General features: G+C 59.9%; 20 protein-coding genes. 11 read left to right on the forward strand and 9 right to left on the reverse strand.

Annotated features, from left to right (window positions below):
* Nucleotides 1-150: 150 nt before the first annotated feature.
* Genes QPL96_RS14280 through QPL96_RS14290 form a run of 3 tightly spaced genes read left to right on the forward strand, consistent with a single transcriptional unit; the run spans nt 151 to nt 3,619 of the window.
* The gene (locus tag QPL96_RS14280; RefSeq protein ID WP_303287985.1) at nt 151-1,167 is read left to right on the forward strand and encodes a GGDEF domain-containing protein; all 1,017 of its coding nucleotides are present in this window, start codon (nt 151-153) and stop codon (nt 1,165-1,167) included.
* Nucleotides 1,164-2,162, forward strand: a complete 999-nt coding sequence (locus QPL96_RS14285) for a GGDEF domain-containing protein (protein WP_303287986.1) — start codon at nt 1,164-1,166, stop codon at nt 2,160-2,162. Before QPL96_RS14280 ends, QPL96_RS14285 begins: the two co-directional genes overlap by 4 nt.
* Entirely contained in the window at nt 2,159-3,619 is a 1,461-nt protein-coding gene (locus QPL96_RS14290; RefSeq protein WP_303287987.1) for a bifunctional DedA family/phosphatase PAP2 family protein, read from the forward strand. Before QPL96_RS14285 ends, QPL96_RS14290 begins: the two co-directional genes overlap by 4 nt.
* Before the next feature lie 30 nt (nt 3,620-3,649).
* Here the strand turns inward: QPL96_RS14290 and QPL96_RS14295 are convergent, their stop codons facing one another.
* Complete coding sequence (locus QPL96_RS14295) at nt 3,650-4,228, reverse strand: LON peptidase substrate-binding domain-containing protein (protein WP_303287988.1); 579 nt, start codon at nt 4,226-4,228, stop codon at nt 3,650-3,652.
* 52 nt (nt 4,229-4,280) lie between these two features.
* Nucleotides 4,281-5,537 (reverse strand): HDOD domain-containing protein, encoded by a 1,257-nt coding sequence (locus tag QPL96_RS14300; protein WP_303287989.1) that lies wholly within the window; start codon nt 5,535-5,537, stop codon nt 4,281-4,283.
* A 159-nt stretch (nt 5,538-5,696) separates the two neighbouring features.
* Between QPL96_RS14300 and ilvD the strand changes: the two genes are divergently transcribed.
* Entirely contained in the window at nt 5,697-7,532 is a 1,836-nt protein-coding gene (gene ilvD / locus QPL96_RS14305; RefSeq protein WP_303288005.1) for a dihydroxy-acid dehydratase, read from the forward strand.
* Between the two features lie 38 nt (nt 7,533-7,570).
* On the opposite strand, the gene QPL96_RS14310 is transcribed toward ilvD, so the two are convergent.
* Together QPL96_RS14310 and QPL96_RS14315 are read right to left on the reverse strand one after the other, a co-directional pair.
* Nucleotides 7,571-7,984, reverse strand: coding sequence for a peptidoglycan-binding domain-containing protein (locus QPL96_RS14310; RefSeq protein WP_303287990.1), 414 nt, complete (start codon nt 7,982-7,984; stop codon nt 7,571-7,573).
* Between the two features lie 123 nt (nt 7,985-8,107).
* Complete coding sequence (locus tag QPL96_RS14315; RefSeq protein ID WP_303287991.1) at nt 8,108-9,226, reverse strand: AI-2E family transporter; 1,119 nt, start codon at nt 9,224-9,226, stop codon at nt 8,108-8,110.
* 127 nt (nt 9,227-9,353) lie between these two features.
* On the opposite strand from QPL96_RS14315, the gene QPL96_RS14320 reads away from it, so the two are divergent.
* The 3 genes from QPL96_RS14320 (at nt 9,354) to QPL96_RS14330 (ending at nt 12,528) form a co-directional block, all read left to right on the forward strand.
* Entirely contained in the window at nt 9,354-9,704 is a 351-nt protein-coding gene (locus tag QPL96_RS14320) for a hypothetical protein (protein ID WP_303287992.1), read from the forward strand.
* A gap of 216 nt (nt 9,705-9,920) precedes the next feature.
* Complete coding sequence (locus tag QPL96_RS14325) at nt 9,921-10,820, forward strand: haloalkane dehalogenase (RefSeq protein WP_303287993.1); 900 nt, start codon at nt 9,921-9,923, stop codon at nt 10,818-10,820.
* Nucleotides 10,821-11,004: 184 nt separating this feature from the next.
* Complete coding sequence (locus QPL96_RS14330; RefSeq protein WP_303287994.1) at nt 11,005-12,528, forward strand: DEAD/DEAH box helicase; 1,524 nt, start codon at nt 11,005-11,007, stop codon at nt 12,526-12,528.
* On the opposite strand, the gene QPL96_RS14335 is transcribed toward QPL96_RS14330, so the two are convergent.
* From QPL96_RS14335 to QPL96_RS14350, 4 genes are all read right to left on the reverse strand, one after another.
* Entirely contained in the window at nt 12,507-13,022 is a 516-nt protein-coding gene (locus QPL96_RS14335; RefSeq protein ID WP_303287995.1) for a dihydrofolate reductase, read from the reverse strand. The genes QPL96_RS14330 and QPL96_RS14335 overlap by 22 nt on opposite strands.
* Before the next feature lie 430 nt (nt 13,023-13,452).
* Nucleotides 13,453-14,292: a thymidylate synthase gene (locus tag QPL96_RS14340; RefSeq protein ID WP_303287996.1), complete on the reverse strand. Its 840-nt coding sequence runs from the start codon at nt 14,290-14,292 to the stop codon at nt 13,453-13,455.
* Complete coding sequence (lgt, locus tag QPL96_RS14345; protein ID WP_303287997.1) at nt 14,289-15,077, reverse strand: prolipoprotein diacylglyceryl transferase; 789 nt, start codon at nt 15,075-15,077, stop codon at nt 14,289-14,291. Before lgt ends, QPL96_RS14340 begins: the two co-directional genes overlap by 4 nt.
* Before the next feature lie 10 nt (nt 15,078-15,087).
* A complete protein-coding gene (locus QPL96_RS14350) occupies nt 15,088-15,885 on the reverse strand; it encodes a sulfite exporter TauE/SafE family protein (protein WP_303287998.1) in 798 nt (265 codons plus the stop codon).
* Between the two features lie 88 nt (nt 15,886-15,973).
* On the opposite strand from QPL96_RS14350, the gene QPL96_RS14355 reads away from it, so the two are divergent.
* From QPL96_RS14355 to dxs, 4 genes are all read left to right on the forward strand, one after another.
* Entirely contained in the window at nt 15,974-16,747 is a 774-nt protein-coding gene (locus QPL96_RS14355) for an NRDE family protein (RefSeq protein WP_303288006.1), read from the forward strand.
* Nucleotides 16,748-16,806: 59 nt separating this feature from the next.
* Nucleotides 16,807-17,061 (forward strand): exodeoxyribonuclease VII small subunit, encoded by a 255-nt coding sequence (locus tag QPL96_RS14360; protein WP_303287999.1) that lies wholly within the window; start codon nt 16,807-16,809, stop codon nt 17,059-17,061.
* On the forward strand, nt 17,061-17,957 hold the full coding sequence (locus tag QPL96_RS14365) for a polyprenyl synthetase family protein (RefSeq protein WP_303288000.1): 897 nt from the start codon (nt 17,061-17,063) through the stop codon (nt 17,955-17,957). The genes QPL96_RS14360 and QPL96_RS14365 overlap by 1 nt, the downstream gene beginning before the upstream one ends.
* A 133-nt stretch (nt 17,958-18,090) precedes the next feature.
* Nucleotides 18,091-20,022 (forward strand): 1-deoxy-D-xylulose-5-phosphate synthase, encoded by a 1,932-nt coding sequence (gene dxs / locus QPL96_RS14370; protein ID WP_303288001.1) that lies wholly within the window; start codon nt 18,091-18,093, stop codon nt 20,020-20,022.
* 13 nt (nt 20,023-20,035) lie between these two features.
* Here the strand turns inward: dxs and QPL96_RS14375 are convergent.
* A partial coding sequence (locus QPL96_RS14375; protein WP_303288002.1) for a hypothetical protein occupies nt 20,036-20,219 on the reverse strand: 184 nt, incomplete at its 5' end.

Below are 20,219 nucleotides of genomic sequence, written 5' to 3' on the forward strand. Positions count from 1 at the left end.
CTATTTCAAAGGAAAATCAGGAATAAGCGCCTAACTTTACCTTTCCCGTTTCAAGTACGCATCCCAAACGGATATTATACCGCTGCGGTATGCCATACTTGAAAACCTCGGGAACGTTTTTTCAGGGAGTTGAGGAAAAGGAAGGACACCATGGCCCAAATGGCCGAAAAATTCCTGTTAAGCAAGTTGTCACGGGCAGGCTTCGTGGCGCTGATTGCGATTGCAGTTCTGTGCGTCATGCTGGGCGAACCCATGGTTGCGGCGGCAGCGGCCGCAGCCGCCGGTGTTGTGATTGCGGGCAAAACATTTCACCCCAGCCGGACAAACCAACCCTGGCCGCGGCTTCAGCAGGCTTTCTTCCTGATTCTCCTGCTGATTCTCCTGGCCAGTTTCTGGACCGGCCCCTGGGTTCTGAGCCACTGGCTGTATGCCATCCCTCTCGCTGCATTCGCTCTTGTTCCGCCTGCGGCGGCGGCACTCATTACCCTGGTCTTCGTGGTCCTGGCCATGGCTGCCACACAGTGGGCAGTCGGCCTGGCAGACCGTCACCAGATGATCAGCGCGTTTCTTCTCACCATACTGCTGTCGGCCCTGCTGGTGTTCCTGCGTGAATACAAAACCCGGCAACTGGCGCCACTGCGCCGGACCGATGAGCTGACCCAGGCCGCCAGCCGGGACTACCTCTCTGCCGACCTGCACAAGGAAATCCAGCGCAGCGAGCGGGAAGGTACGGACATGTCCATTATCATGATCGGGCTGGACACCCATCTGAGCGATCATGATCCGGACGAGGATATCCGTTCAATCCTGCCACGCATCGGCCGCTACCTGCATTCCCAGATACGGGATTTTGATACCTACTACCGGGTGGCGGATCTCCAGTTTCTGGTTATCCTCCCGGGCATTTCCACCAGTGACGCCATCGCCCGGGGCGAAACCATTCGCAAGGGGCTGGCAACACTGCTGGAAGGTCACGGCATGAATCTCACCGTCAGCACAGGCATTGCCGGGCTCAATATCGGAGACGACGCCAACACGCTTCAGCAAAGTGCGGCCAATGCCCTGCGCCGGGCCCAGCAACAGGGGGGTAACCGGAGCCAGGCATACAGCTCCTGGTCGCAGCCGGCGCAACCTAGCCGACCGCAGGCACAGGGGCCGGTTTCATGACTGAAACCCGCCTCAGAACCTGGACACACACCTTCGGCTACAGCATCGCCTGTCTGTTTATCTTTGCACTGGCCTTGCAGAATCTCCAGTACGGCTTTTACGAGCTGTTTTACCTGGCCACAGGCATGGCAGCCCTGACGCTGGCCGGCGCCATCTATACCGTCATCTGCCGCCGGCACCAGCTTTCCGCTCCGGGCCACCTGGTCATTCTCTCGGGCCTGAACGCCGGCATGCTGGCCGCCCTGCTGACCCTGGATGCGCCGGGCATTTCCCACTGGGCCATGCCCCTGGTCGCACTGAACCTACTGGTCCTGCCATTGCGTCAGGGCCTGGCACTCTCGCTCCTGCTGCTGATTCCGATGTCGGTCATCCTGTTCCTGCGACAGGCTCCGGCAGATGCGATCACCGTCATCGGAGGGCTCTTCATTCTGCTCTCAGTCGCCGCACTGTACATCTGGCATTACGATCACATGGCACAGTCTGCCGAGGATCTTGCCATCATCGATCCGGTCACCGGCGCGCACAATTCCCGTTTTCTGGACGAAACCCTGCAAAAGGAAATCAGCCGGGCAATCGCCACCGGGCACCCCCTGTCCGTGATAGACCTGAGCATTGACTACGCGAACGAAGTTGCCGACTTGCACGGCAAGGATCAGGTTCAGGGGCTTTTCCGGCACATGACCGAGCATCTGTTCGGTGTTATTCGTGCCGGCGACACCCTGTATACCCTGAACGAATCCGAGTTTTTCCTGATACTGCCCTTCACGCCGGAAGAGGGAGTGAGGGTGATTGCTGAGCGTATCCGCCGGACCATTGCCGAGCACCACTGGCCGGCGGTCGGCAAAGCAACAGTGAGTCTGGGTTGCACCACCCGTGGCAGCGGCGACACCCGGACCGACACGCTCCGTAAGCGAGCGCATCAGGCCATGGAGGATGCGCGCAAACGAAGCCCGGATTCAGTCTGGTTCAGCCCCGGAGAAACCATCGAAACATGAGCAATGCCTGGCTTAACGAACTGTCGGCCTGGTTGAGCGTGCATCCAGGCTGGCTGGCACTGGCCCTTTTTACCACCGCCTTCACCGAATCCCTTGCCATTGCCGGCATCATTGTTCCTGGCGTCGCTATCCTGTTTGCGGTGGCCCTGCTGGCAGGTCAGACCGGGATGCCGTTGCCAGAGGCCCTGCTCTGGGCGGGCCTGGGCGCGATAGCTGGTGACACAGTGAGTTTTGGCCTGGGCCGTCTGATGCAGGGCCGCCTGACGACCGTCTGGCCGATAAGCCGCTACCCGGTGATCACCGACAAGGGTGAACGCTTCTTTCGTCGCCACGGAGGCAAGAGTGTCATCATCGGGCGCTTCGTGGGGCCGGTGCGGCCAGTGATCCCCCTGATTGCCGGGGCGCTGATGATGCCATGGCATCGTTTTCTGGCGTTCAACATCGGCTCGGCGGTCGCCTGGGCGCCGGCGTATGTTTTCCCCGGCTTCCTGGTGGGCAGCGCACTGGCCAGCGGCATACGACCACCAGCCCACTTCTATGCCGTCACCGGCATCAGCCTTTCGGCGCTGCTCATCGTCTATTTCGTGCTCTTGCGGTTTCAGCTCGGGCTCGGGGAAGAAGGCCGTTTTTACCAATGGCTGAAACAGTGGATGGGGCAATACGCGGCCACTCACCGTTTCTGGCGCCTTTACACCAACCAGCGACCAGCCCGGGAGGGGGAATTCCCTCTGGCCTCCTTCACGCTCGCGCTGGGCGCCACCGCCCTGCTGCTGATCTGGGGCCAGCTGGCCACAAATACTCATTTGCTGGACGGATTCAATCAGGCAACCCTGCACTGGTTTGAGCAACTGCGCCAACCATTGCTGGACGGACCGTTCATTGCCTTCACGCTGCTGGGCGATCCGCCTGTTCTGATTGCTGCCGGAATCCTGGCCTGCGTGGCACTGCTGTTCAAAGGCTACTATGCCGCCGCGGCCCACGTTCTGATTGCCGCCCTGATGACCATGCTTCTGGTCTGGGGCCTGAAAACCATGCTCGGCGTCCCCCGGCCGGACGAAGTCCTGAGTCCGCCGGATTCCGGCGCCTTCCCCAGCGGGCACACGGCCGGCATCACGCTGATGGTTACCCTGCTGGCCAGTTTCGTGGCAGGCGAAACCCGGAACCGCAAGCGCTGGCAATCCTACGTCATCCTGTCACTTCCACTGGCGCCTGTGGCCCTGAGCCGGCTTTACCTGGGGGTTCACTGGTTTACGGATGTTATCGGCGGGATTCTGCTTGGTCTAGCGGTGACCGGGGCGGTAAGGGCCAGTTACAGCCGGTATGACCGGGTGCCACTGGCACCGGATGTGACTGTTGCTGTTGCATCGGCGTTGTGGCTGCTTTTCGCGGTAACCTACATGTCACTTGCCTGGAATGAGGCAATCACAAACTTTCGCCCGGTGGACCACGGACTCTAGCAGTCTGCGCGGCAGAAATCGCGCAGGCTGCTAGCCCTCCTCCAGCGCTTCCAGCAGTCCCTGCAGGCGGCTGAGCCGCTCCAGCGGATCCTGCAACTCCACGAGTTCCTGCTTCTCCTGCCGCTCAAGTGGCAGCAGCTCCGTCAGGCGCCAGCCCACATCCCGGGCATCGCCGTAGTCGATATCCATATTCAGGTCCCGGATTACCGGATGCCGGAACAGCGCCCGGAGCACCGAAGGCAGCTCGCAAAAACCCTGGGGCACCTCGCTTTCCGCCTCTTCGATCAGGCACTCCACATCACCGACATTGAGCCCGTCTTCCTGCTGCCAGCTGCGGACCACCGACACTTTCGACGCCCCCTCAACGGTAATTCCCAGAAGCCCGTTTTCAAGCTGCTGGAAATCAATGATCCGCACATAGGTGCCAATATCGTAGAAAGCGGTGGTGGGCCCGGTCTCCCCACCTTCCCGCAACAGCACGACCACGAAGCCCCGGTCCTCCTTCAGGCAGCGGGTGAGCATATCGATGTAGCGTGGTTCGAACAGCTGCAGGGGAATCCTGCCCCTGGGCAGGACGATGGAATTGAGGGGAAACAGAGGTACATTCATAAGTGCAACAGTTACTGGAAGGCAGATCCCGCAGTTTACCAAGCCCGGACAATCATCGGATGGACAGCAATTGCTGAACCTCGTCTACCCGTGCCCTGGCCTCCGTCAGAAGCTGTAAACTGCGGGAGGCGTTAAGTTCAAGTTCGCCCAGACGCCGGTATGCCGGTACCTGGTCGAACGGAGGTAGCTCGGCATTCTGGCAGGAACCAATCATCGAGTGTAATTGCGCCACGATGACCACATCCACCAGTTGCGGAGCCGATTCACGGCATTCGTAACCCCAGTCTTCAGCATGCCGAACCGCTTCAATGAACGCCGGCGGGAATGACCAATTCTCCAGAACGGCCGTGCCCACGTCCGATCTCAACTCGTTAACAGCATGGTTCAGGTTGGCCTCATCGGCAAAAAGATTCACGTGGTGCTCTGCCTGCACCAATACCGGCACCACTCCGATGTCATGAAGCAGACCCGCCAGCAGCGCCTCCTCCGGGTTGAGGCGAGTGGCATGGTCCGCCAGCACCCAGCACAGGGCTGCCACTTCCCTTGAATGGCGCCAGAGCTTTTCCATTTCTTTTTGCAGAGCAGCCTGGCGGGTCTTGAAGACTTCCCGCATGGAAAACACCGTCACCAGCTGCCGGGTAGTCCGCATGCCAAGCCGGACCACCGCCTCACGGACATTCCGGACGTCGCTGAATCCACGGTACAAAGGACTGTTACAGGCGCGAACCAGTTTTGCAGCCATGGCCGGATCCGCAGACACCGCAAGTGCCACCTGGTCCGCCGTGGACTCTTCGCGGTCGACCGCCCGCCGGACTTTCCAGGCGACATCGGGAACACTCGGAAGCTTGACCTGGTTTGATCGCAGTTCCGAGTAGAACTCCATCAGCAGATGGTGCTCCTCGCCTTCCATACCCCCGGAGTCCTCTCCAGAATCCATCTCAACCTGCTCTACGGGCGCCGCTCTCAGAAGCTGACTGAGTATCTCCTGTTCCACCGCCAGAAATTCGCACGACGTGACCGCCGTCACGTCGTACATTCGGGGTTGGAGCCGGGCAATGGGGTTATGGGCTTTTTCAGTTCCCGCTTCAATGACCGACTTGCGGCCATCCAGCGATTCCAGCTCCACCTTGCCTGCAATCAGGAAGAAGTCGAGGCCATCCCGGACGCCACGCTCAAGAACCCGCTGGCCGGGACCGTGGGTCCTCCGTTCAGCACGGCTGGCAAGCAGGACCAGTTGGGCATCCGTCAGCCGGTTAAGCGGCTGAAACTCTTTAAGGCGACGTAGTGGCAGGCTTTCCTGGCCAACCATAGGCATACTCCTTGTCGGTTCAAACCGGAAAACGTTTGGCAACTCTGTTAACTAGTGTAAACGGCGCTCCTGAAAACAGCCATGCGCCTGGAGTCTAATCTGGTATCCTCTGTTTTTTTGCACAACGTCATCAGGCAACAACAGAGAGACCAGAGCACCATGCCCCAGTATCGTTCGCGGACATCCACCGCAGGCCGTAACATGGCCGGCGCCCGCGCCCTTTGGCGCGCCACCGGTATGAAAAACGAAGATTTCGGCAAGCCCATCATCGCGGTTGCCAATTCCTTCACCCAGTTTGTACCCGGCCACGTGCACCTCAAGGATCTCGGGCAGCTGGTGTGCCGCGAAATAGAAGCCGCCGGCGGTGTTGCCAAGGAATTCAACACCATCGCTGTGGACGATGGCATTGCCATGGGCCACGACGGCATGTTGTACTCCCTGCCCTCCCGGGAAATCATCGCGGACTCCGTGGAGTACATGGTGAACGCTCATTGCGCCGACGCCCTGGTGTGCATCTCCAACTGCGACAAGATTACCCCTGGCATGCTGATGGCCGCCATGCGCCTGAACATTCCCACCGTCTTTGTCTCCGGCGGCCCCATGGAGGCGGGCAAGACCAGGCTTTCCGAACACAAGCTGGACCTGGTGGATGCCATGGTCATCGCCGCAGACCCGAATGCCAGCGACGAACAGGTGGAGGAATATGAACGCAGCGCCTGCCCAACCTGCGGCTCCTGCTCCGGTATGTTTACCGCCAACTCCATGAACTGCCTCACCGAGGCCATTGGCCTGGCTCTGCCCGGCAACGGCTCACTGCTGGCCACCCACGCAGATCGGGAACAGCTGTTCCTGAAAGCCGGCAGACAGATTGTGGAGAATGCGCGCCGCTATTACGAGGAAGATGACACCAGCGTTCTGCCGCTGAGCATTGCCTCCATGGCCGCCTTTGAAAACGCCATGGTCATGGACATCGCCATGGGCGGCTCCACCAACACCATACTTCATCTGCTGGCAGCCGCCCAGGAAGGCGGTGTTCCATTCACCCTGAATGAAATCGATCTGCTTTCGCGCCGGGTTCCCCAGCTCTGCAAGGTGGCGCCGAACTCGCCCAGGTATCACATGGAAGACGTTCACCGCGCCGGCGGCATCATGGGCATTCTCGGCGAACTGGAACGCGGAGGGCTGATCAATACCGACCTGCCTACCGTGCACAGCAAGACCATGAAGGAAGCCCTCCAGACCTGGGACATCATGCGCTCCCCGCCTCCCGAAGTGGTGGAATTCTACAAGGCCGGGCCGGCCGGCATCCCAACCCAGACCGCTTTTTCCCAGAACACCCGCTGGCCAAGCCTGGACGGCGACCGGGAATCCGGTTGTATCCGATCAGTTGAAAACGCTTACAGTCCAGAGGGCGGGCTCGCGGTGCTTTTCGGCAATATTGCTCCGGACGGTTGCGTGGTCAAAACCGCGGGCGTGGACGAAAGCATCTATGTTTTCGAAGGTAGGGCCAGGGTATTTGAAAGTCAGGATTCGGCGGTTGCCGGCATTCTGGGGGATGACGTCAAACCCGGCGAGGTGGTTATCATCCGCTACGAGGGTCCCCGTGGCGGCCCGGGCATGCAGGAAATGCTCTACCCGACCAGTTATCTGAAATCCAAGGGGCTGGGCAAGGAGTGCGCGTTGCTGACTGACGGGCGTTTCTCTGGTGGCACCTCCGGCCTCTCCATTGGCCACGCCTCGCCCGAGGCTGCGGCCGGTGGTGCGATCGGGCTGATTCAGAACGGCGACATTATCCGGATCGACATCCCGAACAGGACCATCAATGTCGAGCTGGACCAGCGCGAACTGGACCGGCGCCGGCAAGCCCGGGATGCAAAAGGGTGGAGGCCGGAACTGCCCCGGGACAGAAAAGTGTCAGCGGCCCTGAAGGCTTACGCACTGCTGGCAACGAGTGCCGACAAAGGCGCCGTCCGGGACCTCAGCAAACTCGACTGAGAGACTGGATAACCGGGCTTCTCATGCGCGAACCAGACTTACCAGAGAGACCAGCCGCCATCGTCCTTTTCTTCGATGGCGGCTTCCTGCTCCGGTTCCGCCGTCGAAGTGGAGGAAGGTGCCGCTTCCTGGGCCGGGGCGGCGGAACCGCCTGCTGACTGTGCGGGAGCCGAGGACGCGACCTTTACTGACATCATGCCCAAGGCTTTTTTCGTTGGCTCGTCCAGAACTCCGCTGGCCTGAAGCCCGTTGTCCTTCTGGAATCTGGCCAGTGCAGCCCGGGTTGTGTCGTCCATTTTCGGGCTGACATTGGTGATCTCATACCCTGCGCCGTAAAGTGCGTTCTTGAGTGCAACGGTCTCGTCCGCGAAGGCTGCGGGGGCAAAGCCCAGTGTAACCGCCATACCGGCCGCAGCGGCCAGGCGTCCCAGTCGGGTAGTTGCGTTTCTCATGGTGCTCACCTGCTTAACTCCTGATATCTCATCGATACCGGTTTCTTTCTTGTTATGTGGTGCCTATCTCCACAGGCTGGGGCAAACATTCCAGAGACTACCATACTTTTGTCGCATGTCGCCCTACCCGACATCGGGCCCCGTCTCTTCGCTCTGCTCCGGTCCAACAGCTTCTTCGGCCACCGATTCCGCGGCCTGCGCCTCCTCACTGAATTCACGTATGAAGATTCCCCAGAACGCCATGAACAACGCCGCCACCAGTGGTCCCATCACAAAGCCGTTAATGCCAAACATCACGATGCCACCGAGGGTCGATAGCAACACGATGTAGTCGGGCAGTTTGGTGTCTCGCCCAACGAGGATCGGGCGAAGCAGGTTGTCAGCCAGGCCGATAACCACCACACCAAATGCCGTCAATACCGCCGCCTCGATCACATCCCCGACCGCCGCCAGATAGATGGCAGCCGGCACCCAGACCAGCGCTGCGCCGACCGCTGGCAAAAGCGATACAATCGCCATTACCACACCCCAGAGCAACGCCCCGGTGATACCCAGAACCCAGAAAATCAGCCCCCCGAGGGCTCCCTGGATGATGGCAATCAGCAGATTACCCTTGACGGTGGCGCGGGTGACTTCCGCAAACTTGGCAAACAACAACCGCTCCCGTTCATCCCCCAGTGGCAGCGCTCTAATGATCAGTTCCACCAGCGCACTGCCGTCCCGCAGCAGGAAGAACGCCAGATAAACCATCAGCGCCAGCCCCAGGAAAAACTGGAAGGTATTCTGGCCAAGCCCCAGGGCCTGCTTGCCGAGGAACTGGCTGCCTCCCACGAAAATACTCACTGCCCTGTCTCTCAATTCGGCGAAACTGATATCAAACTGCGCGAGAAATGCCTGAATAGCCGGGAAAGACTGATTGACGCGGTCTATGTACTCCCCGGGGCGTATGTCTCCACTCTGGATCTGCTGGTAAAGCGCCACGCCCTCGGCAACCAGCGATGTCACCAGCACCAGAACGGGAATCACTACGATAAACATGCAGATGAAGAGGGTTATCAACGCATTCAGATTGGGCCGGTTTCCCAGTTTACGAACCAGCGACTGTTGCACCGGATGGAAAATCAGGGCAATCGCAACGGCCCAGAATATGGGGCCGAAGAAGGGTTTCATGAGAAACACGAAAGCCAGAGAGACCCCCACCAACAAAGCAAGAAAAGTCCGTGTTTCAAGTTTTGCGTACATAGTTCTGGCAATTCCCCGAAAATCGTTCTGAATGATGGCAAGCCATTCTAGCCTACCACGCTGACGTGGCCAGTGTAGTCATCTTCGGGTTATAGTGGGGGGTTATTGATCAACCACTTAACAGGTCATGTTGTTGGAACCGGAAACCTTCACCACCGAAACCGCGCTGGAAGCTGCCAGGCAGTTGCGCAAGGTACTGGCCACACGGACCCACCGACGCAAGGTGATGGGCCAGGACGTGATGGTGCCCGGGCAACTGGGCGAGGCTCTGCAACTGCCCCGCATTATCAATCGCCTGCAGAGCAGGCAACAGAAACAGCGGGAGCTGGGTCTTGAGGGCTTCCAGGAACTCTGGCCGACATTGTCACCGCAGACACGGGAGAGGGTGCTGGACGCCATCGGCTGGTACAACCCCAAGGAACTCGACTGGCAAGACAAGCGTTCCAACCGCAAGCCACTGGTCGATCCGGACAAATAAGCCGTATAAATCCGGCGACAGGGCGTTGAACTGCCATACCCGGCCCAGATGCCGGGCATCGCCTCCTGATTCAAACCGGCAACGCTCTGTTACGCAACTCAAACACACAAAATCCCCATCTGATTTATCCTGACACTCGACGATTGCATCAGGGAGGCCTGACCACCAGATGGCTCCCGGCAATCACGCAACCAATCAGTCAGGACAGTCGATGGCATGCGTATTCTGAGAACCAATGAAGCCCGCTTCGCGGGCCTTCCGGACTACCCTTTTGCACCACACTATTTCGACGTAGAGCCCGGTCTCCGGATGCACTATGTTGACGATGGGGCACGCAATGCCTCCCCGGTGCTGATGCTGCATGGCGAGCCATCCTGGTCTTACCTCTACCGGCACATGATTCCGCGGGTGGCAGGCGCCGGCCACCGGGTGCTGGCACCGGATCTGATTGGCTTCGGCAAGTCCGACAAGCCGGATTCGGTTGCGGATTACAGCTATCGCCGTCACCTGGCCTGGCTGGCTAACTGGCTGGGGAACCTGAACCTTACGGATATAACCCTGGTATGCCAGAACTGGGGTTCACTGCTGGGTTTGCGACTGGCTGCCGAGCATCCCCAGCGATTCAGCCGCATCATTGTCGGAAATGGCATGTTGCCGACGGGAGAAGCCCGGATGCCCGCCGTGTTTTCGGTCTGGAAGACGTTTGCCACCCACAGCCCCTGGTTCCCGGTCGGGCGGATTGTTCAACTGGGCACCGAGCGAACCCTGAGCAAAGCGGAACTTGCCGCCTATGAGGCGCCGTTCCCATCCGCGGATTTCAAAGCCGGAGCACGGGCTTTCCCCAGGCTGGTACCAACCGAACCTGGGACTCCGGACAGCGAAGCCAACAAAGCCGCCTGGCAGGTTCTGGAAAAATGGAAAAAACCGTTCATCACCTGCTTCAGTAGCGGCGACCCGATCACCCGCGGCGGCGACCGGCACATGCAGCGCCGGATTCCCGGGGCCCACGGCCAGCCCCACATCACCCTGCGTGGCGGGCACTTCCTTCAGGAGGACTCACCGGAAGATTTCGCGCGCATCATCATCGACGCCCTGAAATCGGAAATGGCGGCCTGAGCCACCCCAATCTCCCAACCGAAGACCGTCACTGCCTGCCGGCTCGCGGCAACGGGACGCTCACCGGCAACTACCTACAGGCCCCACAAGGTTTGGCGTATTAAAGCTGCAAGAAAACCGCTATAATGCGCGCACATCATGCATTGCCCGGCAATGCTCTACCTTCCGAATTCCGAGTAAATCAATGTCTGAATTGTCTTTTGCCGAACTGGGGCTTGATCCAGCCGTACTTGAAGCTGTATCTGCCGTTGGCTATGAAACCCCGTCACCGATCCAGGCCCAGACCATTCCCGCGCTGCTTGCCGGCAAGCATCTGCTGGGTGTCGCCCAGACAGGCACCGGTAAAACCGCGGCCTTTGCACTGCCTCTGCTGAGTCGGATTGACGCCTCTGCAACCGAGCCCCAGATTCTGGTACTGGCGCCGACGCGCGAACTGGCCATCCAGGTGGCCGAAGCGTTTACGACCTACGCCAGCAAGTTCCGTAATTTCCATGTTCTGCCGATTTATGGCGGACAGGATTTCTATCCCCAGATCAAAGGTCTTCGCCGCGGCGCCCAGGTTATCGTGGGTACACCGGGCCGCATGCTGGACCACCTGCGCAAGGGCACCCTGAAGCTGGATAGTCTGAAGGCACTGGTTCTGGATGAAGCGGACGAAATGCTGCGCATGGGCTTTATTGATGACGTAGAGGCAATTCTGGCGAAAACGCCGCAGAACTGTCAGCGTGCCCTGTTCTCGGCCACCATGCCGCCACAGATCAAGAAGGTTGCCAAGACCTACCTGAGCGACGCCGTCGAGGTTCGCATCGAGAGCGAAACCCGCACGGTTGAGCGTATCTCCCAGTTTGTCCTGCCGGTGTACGCCGAGCGCAAGCTGGACGCCCTGACCCGGATTCTGGAAGTGGAGCCGTTCGACGCCGCCATCATCTTCGTGCGCACCAAGGCGGAAACCACCTTGCTGGCCGAAAAACTCTCTGCCCGCGGACACGCGGTTGCACCGCTCAATGGCGATCTGAACCAGCGCCAGCGGGAGCAGACCGTTGAAGACCTGAAACGCGGCAAGAAGGACATCATCGTCGCCACGGACGTGGCCGCCCGCGGTCTGGATGTGCCCAGGATCACCCACGTAATCAACTACGATGTACCCTACGATACCGAAGCCTACATCCACCGCACCGGCCGTACCGGCCGCGCCGGGCGGGAAGGCAAGGCAATCCTGCTGGTCACACCCCGCGAACGCAGTTGGCTGCGCACCCTGGAGCGCGCCACCAACTCACCCATGCAAGCCTATCAGCTACCTTCGCCGGTTGAGCTGAAAAAAATGCGCGAGCAGCAGTTCGAAGCGCAGCTATTGGGTTTTTCCGAGGATGGCAAGCTGGCTAAAGCGATGGCGCTGCTGGATGAGATTGCCGAGCGCAATGACATGGACACAGCGATGGTGGCCGGCGCCCTGGCTTGCTGGCTGGAAGCATTCCAGCCGGGCTCGCTTCCGCTGGAGCAACCGGAGGCCTTGCCGGAGATTTCAGCCAGCGCGCCGCCGCGTCGAGATCGCCAGGGCGGCCGGCCGGGTGGCAAGCCCGGATACAAGCCCGGCTTCAAAAAAGGCCCCAAGGGCCGTGGCGGTCCCGGCCCGAAGGGTAAGCCCCCTGGCAAAGGCGGCAAGCCCGCAGGCAAGCGCCCGCTCCGTCAGGCCGACGCCAAGCGCTGATAGGCCACAAAGCTGTAGTCGTAAGGGTTGTTATCGGACGCGGAGAAATCCTCCCGTCCGATTTCCTCCCACTCATCCCAGTCTACTTCCGGAAAAAATGCATCCCCATCCACCTCAGCGTGCACCTGGGTGATGTACATGCGGTCGACCATTGGCAGCGCCTCGGCATAGATCTGCCCGCCACCGATAATCATCACTTCATCTCCGCCTTCGAGCTCGGCCTGGGCTTCGGCTTTCACCAGTGCCTCGGGCAATGACTTCGCGGCTACCGTTCCGGTCGGCGCCTCCCAGGCATCGTTCCTGGAAATCACCACGTTCATCCTCCCCGGCAAGGGCCGACCAATAGAGTCCCAGGTTTTCCTGCCCATGATGATGGGTTTTCCCATGGTGGCCTGCTTGAAGTAGCGGAGGTCGCCCGGCAGGTACCACGGCAGGTTGTTGTTCCGGCCTATGACCCGGTTGCGGGACATAGCCACTATCAGGGCTTTTCTCACCTTCCTCTCCCTTTTACGTGTAACTCTGGATCTCATAATTCCGGGGCTGCACCAGGGCGGGTATGCCTCTCCAAAAAACGCCTCGAGGCATCCATGCGCGGCTTGGGCTCCGCCATCCATGGCTCCGCACATTTTTGGAGAGGCATACCCGCCCTGCTGCGATTCGGCAGTTCAGTCAGACTATCCCAGTCATCCATTTCAAATTTTCCGCTCAACGTTACATCACAGTGTTGACCACAATCCGCCTTGGGGTTTTTGATCTTCGATCTCTGTCGTTCGAACGCCGGGCAGCGGGTGGGGCGTTCCGGAAATGTGCGGAGCCAGGGATGGCGGAGCCAAGCGTACACGGACGTATTCACAGCGTTTTTCGGAACGCCCCACCCGCTGCCCGGCCACCACCAAACTTACCGGACCGGGCCCAAACTCTCGGTCAAATAGCAATAGGAGCCTTGATCCCAGGATAAGGGTCATAGCCTTGGAACTCGAAGTCCTCCAGTTCATACTCGAAGATACTCGCCGGCTTGCGCTTGATAATCAGATTCGGCAAAGCCTTTGGCTCCCGCTTCAGTTGCTCGAAGACAATGTCGTCGGTCAGGTGGTTCTGATACAGGTGGCAATCGCCGAATGTGTGGACGAACTCGCCGACGTCCAGATCACACTGCTGGGCGATCATGTGGGTCAGCAGCGCGTAGGAGGCGATATTGAACGGCACGCCCAGGAACAGATCGGCACTGCGCTGGTAGAGCTGGCAGGAGAGCTTGCCGTCAGCCACGTAGAACTGGAACAGGCAGTGGCAGGGAGCCAGCGCCATGCGGCCCTGGCGGACGTTGTCCTGGGGGCCGATGGATTCATCGGGCAGTTCCGCCGGGTTCCAGGCGGAGACGATCAGGCGGCGGGAATTGGGCTTGGTGCGGATCTGTTCGATGACCTCACTGATCTGGTCCACCACTTCACCGTTCGGGCACTGCCAACTGCGCCACTGCTTGCCGTAGATGGGACCGAGATCACCGCTCTCCAGCGCCCATTCATTCCAGATGGATACCTTGCGTTGTTTCAGCCAAGTATTGTCGGTGGAGCCGCTGAGGAACCAGAGCAGTTCGTAGATGATGCTGCGCAGATGGACTTTCTTGGTGGTTACCAGCGGGAAGCCATCCTTCAGGTTGAACCGGATCTGGCGACCGAAGACAGAGCGGGTACCAACACCGGTACGGTCACCCTTGTCGAATCCGTTATCGACAACGTCTTGCAACAGGGCGAGATAGGCTTTCATTCGGCGCGCCTCCGGTAGGCAATAAACATCAGGGCTGCACCCACAACAATCATCGGGAAGGACAGTACCTGCCCCATGGTGAGCCAGTCAAAGGCCAGGTAGCCCAACTGCGGGTCCGGCTGGCGCACGAATTCCACCAGGAAGCGGAACACGCCGTAGCAGATCAGGAACAGTCCGGAGACGGCCATTCTGGGCCTTTGCCGGGAGGAAAACCACCACAGGATGACAAACAAGGCGACACCTTCCAGGGCAAACTGGTAGAGCTGGGAGGGATGACGGGCCAGGGAATCCGGCGCGGTACGGAATACCATACCCCAGGCAACGTCCGTGGGTTTGCCCCACAATTCCCCGTTAATGAAGTTGCCAATCCGTCCGGCGCCAAGCCCTACCGGCACCAGCGGTGCAACGAAATCGGCCATGCGCCAGAAGCCACTGCTTACTTTACGCCCGTACCACCACATGGCGAATATCACGCCCAGCAAGCCGCCGTGGAAGGACATACCGCCTTCCCAGACCCGCAGAAGCCAGAGCGGATCTGCCAAAAAGGCATCAAAATTGTAGAACAGCACATAACCCACACGCCCCCCGAGAATGACCCCCAGTGCCAGGTAGAACAGCAGATCGCCCATCTGTTCTTCGTTGATGGGAGACCAGGGTTTGCGTGTGCGGATCCTGCCAAGCCACCAGCCGGCGACAAAGCCCACCAGATAGGTCAGGCCGTACCAGTGGATCTTGACGGGGCCAATGGCAATGGCCACCGGATCAATCTGGGGATGTTGCAGCATCGATAACCTCTCAGCTCAGGAGAAAACGGAGACCCACCAGCAAAAGCATGATGGAAAAAATACGCTTGAGAACCCGGGGGTTCAGCCGATGGGCCAGGTTGGCACCTACCCGGGCAAAGAAAACGCTGGTGAAGATAATACCGGTCAGCGCGGGCAGATATATGAAACCGACACTCAGTTCCGGCAGGACCGGATTCTGCCAGCCAGTCCAGATGTTGCCAAGCGCACCGGCAATGGCAATGGGCAGGCCGCAAGCGGCCGATGTACCCACCGCCTGCTGCATGCGCACATTGCACCAGCTCAGGTAGGGCACGGTGAGAGTGCCTCCGCCAATCCCGAAGATGGCCGAGGCCCAGCCGATGCCTCCGCCGGCAACCCCCAACCCCGCGATACCGGGAACATCCCGGCCAGGTTTGGGATCCACCTGAAAAAACATCTTGAAACCAACGAGGATGACAAAAACGCCAATAACCAGTTCCAGGGCGGGGCCACTCATCAGCGACGCTGTCCAGGCACCGATCAGGGCTCCGGCGATAATGCCCACGGTCATGGGCCGGAACAGATCCCAGCGCACAGCGCCATGCCTGTGGTGGGAACGGATAGAACTGACCGACGTGAACACGATGGTTGCCAGCGACGTACCCACCGCCAGGTGAGGAACAATCTCCGGGCTGATCCCCTGAAGGCCGAACGTAAAAATAAGCACCGGGACGATAATCAGCCCACCGCCGATACCGAACAGGCCAGCGAGAGTGCCGGCAAAGGCGCCGAGGGCCAGATACGATGCTATTTCGAAGACCAGCGTCATAGTTTGTCGCGCACCCTGGAAAACCAAGGCTGGTATGATACACAGCGCAAGAGTCAACTTCACTAACTCCGGGAGCCTGCCCTCCACCATGTGCCTGATCGCCTTTGCCCTTGGCCAGAACCCTCATTTTCCGCTGGTTGTCGCGGCCAACCGGGATGAATTCTTTCGTCGCCCCACGGCCTTCATGGACTGGTGGACGACCGACACAGGCACCCGGGTGCTCGCTGGCCGGGATCTTCAGTCCGGCGGAACCTGGCTTGCGGTCTCTGCCGAAGGGCATGTCAGCGCCGTTACCAACGTACGCGAAGGCACACCGGAAACCGGCCATATCAGCCGGGGCGAACTTCCCCTGCGGGCACTCACTGATTCACGGCTGCAGCTTGAAGGCTACCTGCATGGCAATGCCGATCATTTTTCCGGCTTTAACCTTGTTCACCTGACGCCCCGGGACGGCTGGTACTTCAGTAACCGGGACGCTCATCCCGGCAGGCATATCCACCGGGGCGTTTACGGCCTGAGCAATCATCTTCTGCAGACTCCCTGGCCCAAGCTGGTCCGGCTGCGCGGGGCCGTTGGCGATGCCGTTGCCACAGCCGGCATGGATGCGGGCGCGCTGCACGATGAGCTGGTTGCCCTGCTCCAGGACACCACACCGGCCCCGGACCGGCTATTACCCGACACCGGAGTAGGAATTGATACCGAACGATTTCTTTCCTCTCCCTTCATTGTCGGCCCAGACTACGGCACCCGGGCGACTACGGTGGTCAGTATTTCCGACACCGGCGATATCCAGGTAACGGAACAGAGCTGGGGACCTGATGCCGAAACCGGTGAACACCGTCACTTCCACTGGCAGCGGTAGCAAGCGAGCTCTGGTATACTCCGCGAAATTCTGACACCTGATCTGATCGGAGGCCCCTGATGGCCGGTGAACAAGGCGCCACATCCATAGCCGATTTCGAAAAATCCCTTGATGAACTGGAAAAGCTGGTTCGCGATCTGGAGCAGGGGGAGCTGTCCCTCGAGCAATCCCTGGCTGCGTTCGAGCGCGGCGTCAGACTGACCCGCGAATGCCAACAGGCCCTTAAGAGCGCGGAGCAGCGTGTCGAGCAACTGGTTCAGAACAATGACGGCAGCCTTGAAACCCACCCCTTCTCTCCGGATGATGCTGACTGATGTCCGGACCGAACCAACTCGCAGCGGACTTTCTCGAAACCTGCCGGACCCGCGTTGACGCGGAACTGGACCGGTGCCTGGAACAGAAATCCGCTTCCGGCCGGTTGCAGGAAGCCATGCGTTACAGCGTACTGGGCGGCGGCAAACGAATCCGGCCCGCCCTGTGCCTTGCCGCGGCAAAAGCTCTGGGCCAGTCCGGTGACCGGGCCCTGATTCCCGCCTGCGCCGTGGAACTGATCCACGCCTATTCACTGATCCATGATGACCTTCCCGCCATGGATAACGACGAGCTCCGGCGCGGGCGGCCCACCACCCACATCGCCTTTGATGAAGCGACCGCTATTCTGGCCGGGGATGCCCTTCAGGCACTGGCGTTTGGCTGGCTGGCAGAGGCCCCCGGGCTGTCCGAGCCAGCGCGCCTGGCCATGGTGCGGGAACTGGCCAGCGCCAGCGGTCACAGGGGCATGGTCGGTGGCCAGGCGATCGATCTTGAATCCGTTGGTAAAACCCTGGCTCTGGCCCAGCTGGAGACCATGCACCGGCACAAAACCGGGGCACTGATCGAAGCCAGCGTCCGGATTGGCGCCATCACCGCGCCTTCGGTCAGCGAACAGGCACGGGCGTCGCTGACTCACTATGCCAAGGCCCTTGGCCTGGCTTTCCAGGTCCAGGACGATCTGCTGGACATCGAAGGGGACACCCAGGTTATTGGCAAACCCCAGGGCTCTGACGCCGCCCGGGCCAAACCCACCTATCCCGCCCTGCTCGGAGTGGCCGGTGCCCGGGAGCATCTGGCGGCCCTGCTTGAGAACGCCCACCAAAGCCTTTGGGCGTTCGGCCCCGAAGCGGATCCGCTGCGGGCAATGGCCGATTACGTGGTGGCAAGAGCCCATTGAACCCCGGCGCCCCGAAGGCGCACACTGACCGTAAATATTTTCGTAACAACTGGCCCGGTTTGTGTGAAACAGCTTCCCCTGTTCCCTTATAATGCCCGTCAGTTACTGAACGTACCGGAAAAGACCCGAGCAGATGCAGGACACTTATATTTTCAAGGAAATCCCATCACAGCGGCCCAACACTCCGCAACTGGACCGGATTGATGCACCGGCCCAGTTGCGTGAGCTTGCCCAGGAACAGCTGCCCCAGCTGGCCCGGGAACTCAGGGCGTTTCTGCTGTGGTCAGTGGGCCAGACCGGCGGCCATTTCGGGGCCGGCCTGGGCGTGCTTGAGCTTACCGTAGCCCTTCACTATGTTTTCAACACCCCGGCCGATCGCCTGGTCTGGGATGTTGGCCATCAGGCCTACCCCCATAAAATTCTGACTGGCCGGCGTGACGCCATGGGCAGCATCCGGCGTAAAAACGGACTTGCCGGCTTCCCGAAACGGGCAGAAAGCGAATACGACACCTTCGGCGTGGGTCACTCCAGTACGTCCATCAGTGCCGCGCTGGGCATGGCCATTGCCGCCCGCCTGCAACGCACCGGCCGTAAAAGTATCGCGGTCATTGGCGACGGCGCCATGACCGCTGGCATGGCCTTCGAAGCCCTGAACCATGCCGGCCATCTGCACGCCGACATGCTGGTGATACTGAACGACAATGACATGTCGATTTCCCGTAATGTCGGGGGGCTGTCCAACTACTTTGCCAAGCTGCTGTCCAGCCGCGCCTACAACCAGGTTCGCGACAGCAGCAAGAAAGTCCTTCAGGGCGCTCCGCACCTGATGGCCCTTGCGAAAAAGACGGAAGAGCATTTCAAGGGCATGATTGCCCCGGGCACCCTGTTCGAGGAACTGGGGTTCAACTACATCGGCCCCATCGATGGTCATGACCTGCCCCTGCTGGTGGAAACCCTGGAGAACATCCGCGAACTTGAAGGCCCACAGTTCCTCCATGTCGTAACCACCAAGGGCAAAGGCTTTGCCCCGGCTGAAGCCGATCCGATTGGCTACCACGCCATCAACAAGATCGAACCGGTTCCACCCAGCAAACCTGAACCGGTTAAACCGAAGCCAAAAAAACCCAAATACGCCAACGTCTTTGGTCAGTGGCTGTGTGATTCGGCCGAACAGGATGAGCGCGTGGTGGGCATCACCCCGGCCATGTGTGAAGGCTCGGATCTGCTGGCATTCTCACAGCGCTTCCCCGAACGCTATTTCGATGTCGCCATCGCCGAACAGCACGCAGTCACGCTGGCGGCGGGTCTGGCCTGTGACGGCGCCAAGCCGGTTGTCGCCATCTACTCGACGTTCCTGCAGCGGGCGTACGATCAACTGATTCACGATGTCGCGATCCAGAACCTGGATGTGCTGTTCGCGATTGATCGGGCGGGCCTGGTCGGTGAAGACGGCCCGACCCACGCTGGCGCTTTCGACATCAGCTACCTGCGCTGCGTGCCGAACATGGTGGTGATGACACCGTCGGACGAAAACGAAACCCGCCAGATGCTCCAGACCGGCATGCTCTACGAAGGGCCGGCCTCGGTGCGCTACCCACGCGGCACTGGCCCCGGTGCAGAAATACAGCAGGAACTGACACCGCTTGAGATTGGCAAGGGCCGCCAGATTCGCAACGGCAAAGGGGTTGCCATCCTCAACTTTGGCACCCTGCTGGCGCCTGCTCTGACGGCCGCAGAAGCCATCGGCGCAACGGTCGCCGACATGCGTTTCGTCAAGCCCCTGGATGAGGAACTGGTGCTGGAGCTGGCCGAGCAGCATGAGCTGCTGGTAACCCTGGAAGAAAACGCCATTGCCGGTGGTGCAGGCAGCGCCGTGACGGAATTCCTGAACAGCCATCTGGTTACCATGCCGGTACTTCAACTGGGCCTTCCGGATACCTTCATGGACCATGGCAAGCATGGGGAACTGCTGGCCGAATGTGGTCTGGACGCCGCGGGTATTGAATCGTCGATCCGCACGCGGATGGAAACCCTTCGCCACCAGAGCCTGAAAGTTGTCAAATAGACAAAGATTGACCTCAGACCGAGTAGGAGGAGTTCCACCTCCTACTCAATGCAATTTCGTCATTCCCCCTCCCATAGACTCCAAGCCTCTGTTTTGCTACTGTCCTCCTGTATAAAGCCGACAGGGCACCCGCAGGAAGTGGGGCTCCTGGCTTTGCGAAACTAAATGGATTTAGTTTATCAAGGATGGAATCATGC

The organism is Marinobacter sp. SS8-8 (assembly GCF_030540945.1).
GTDB lineage: Bacteria > Pseudomonadota > Gammaproteobacteria > Pseudomonadales > Oleiphilaceae > Marinobacter.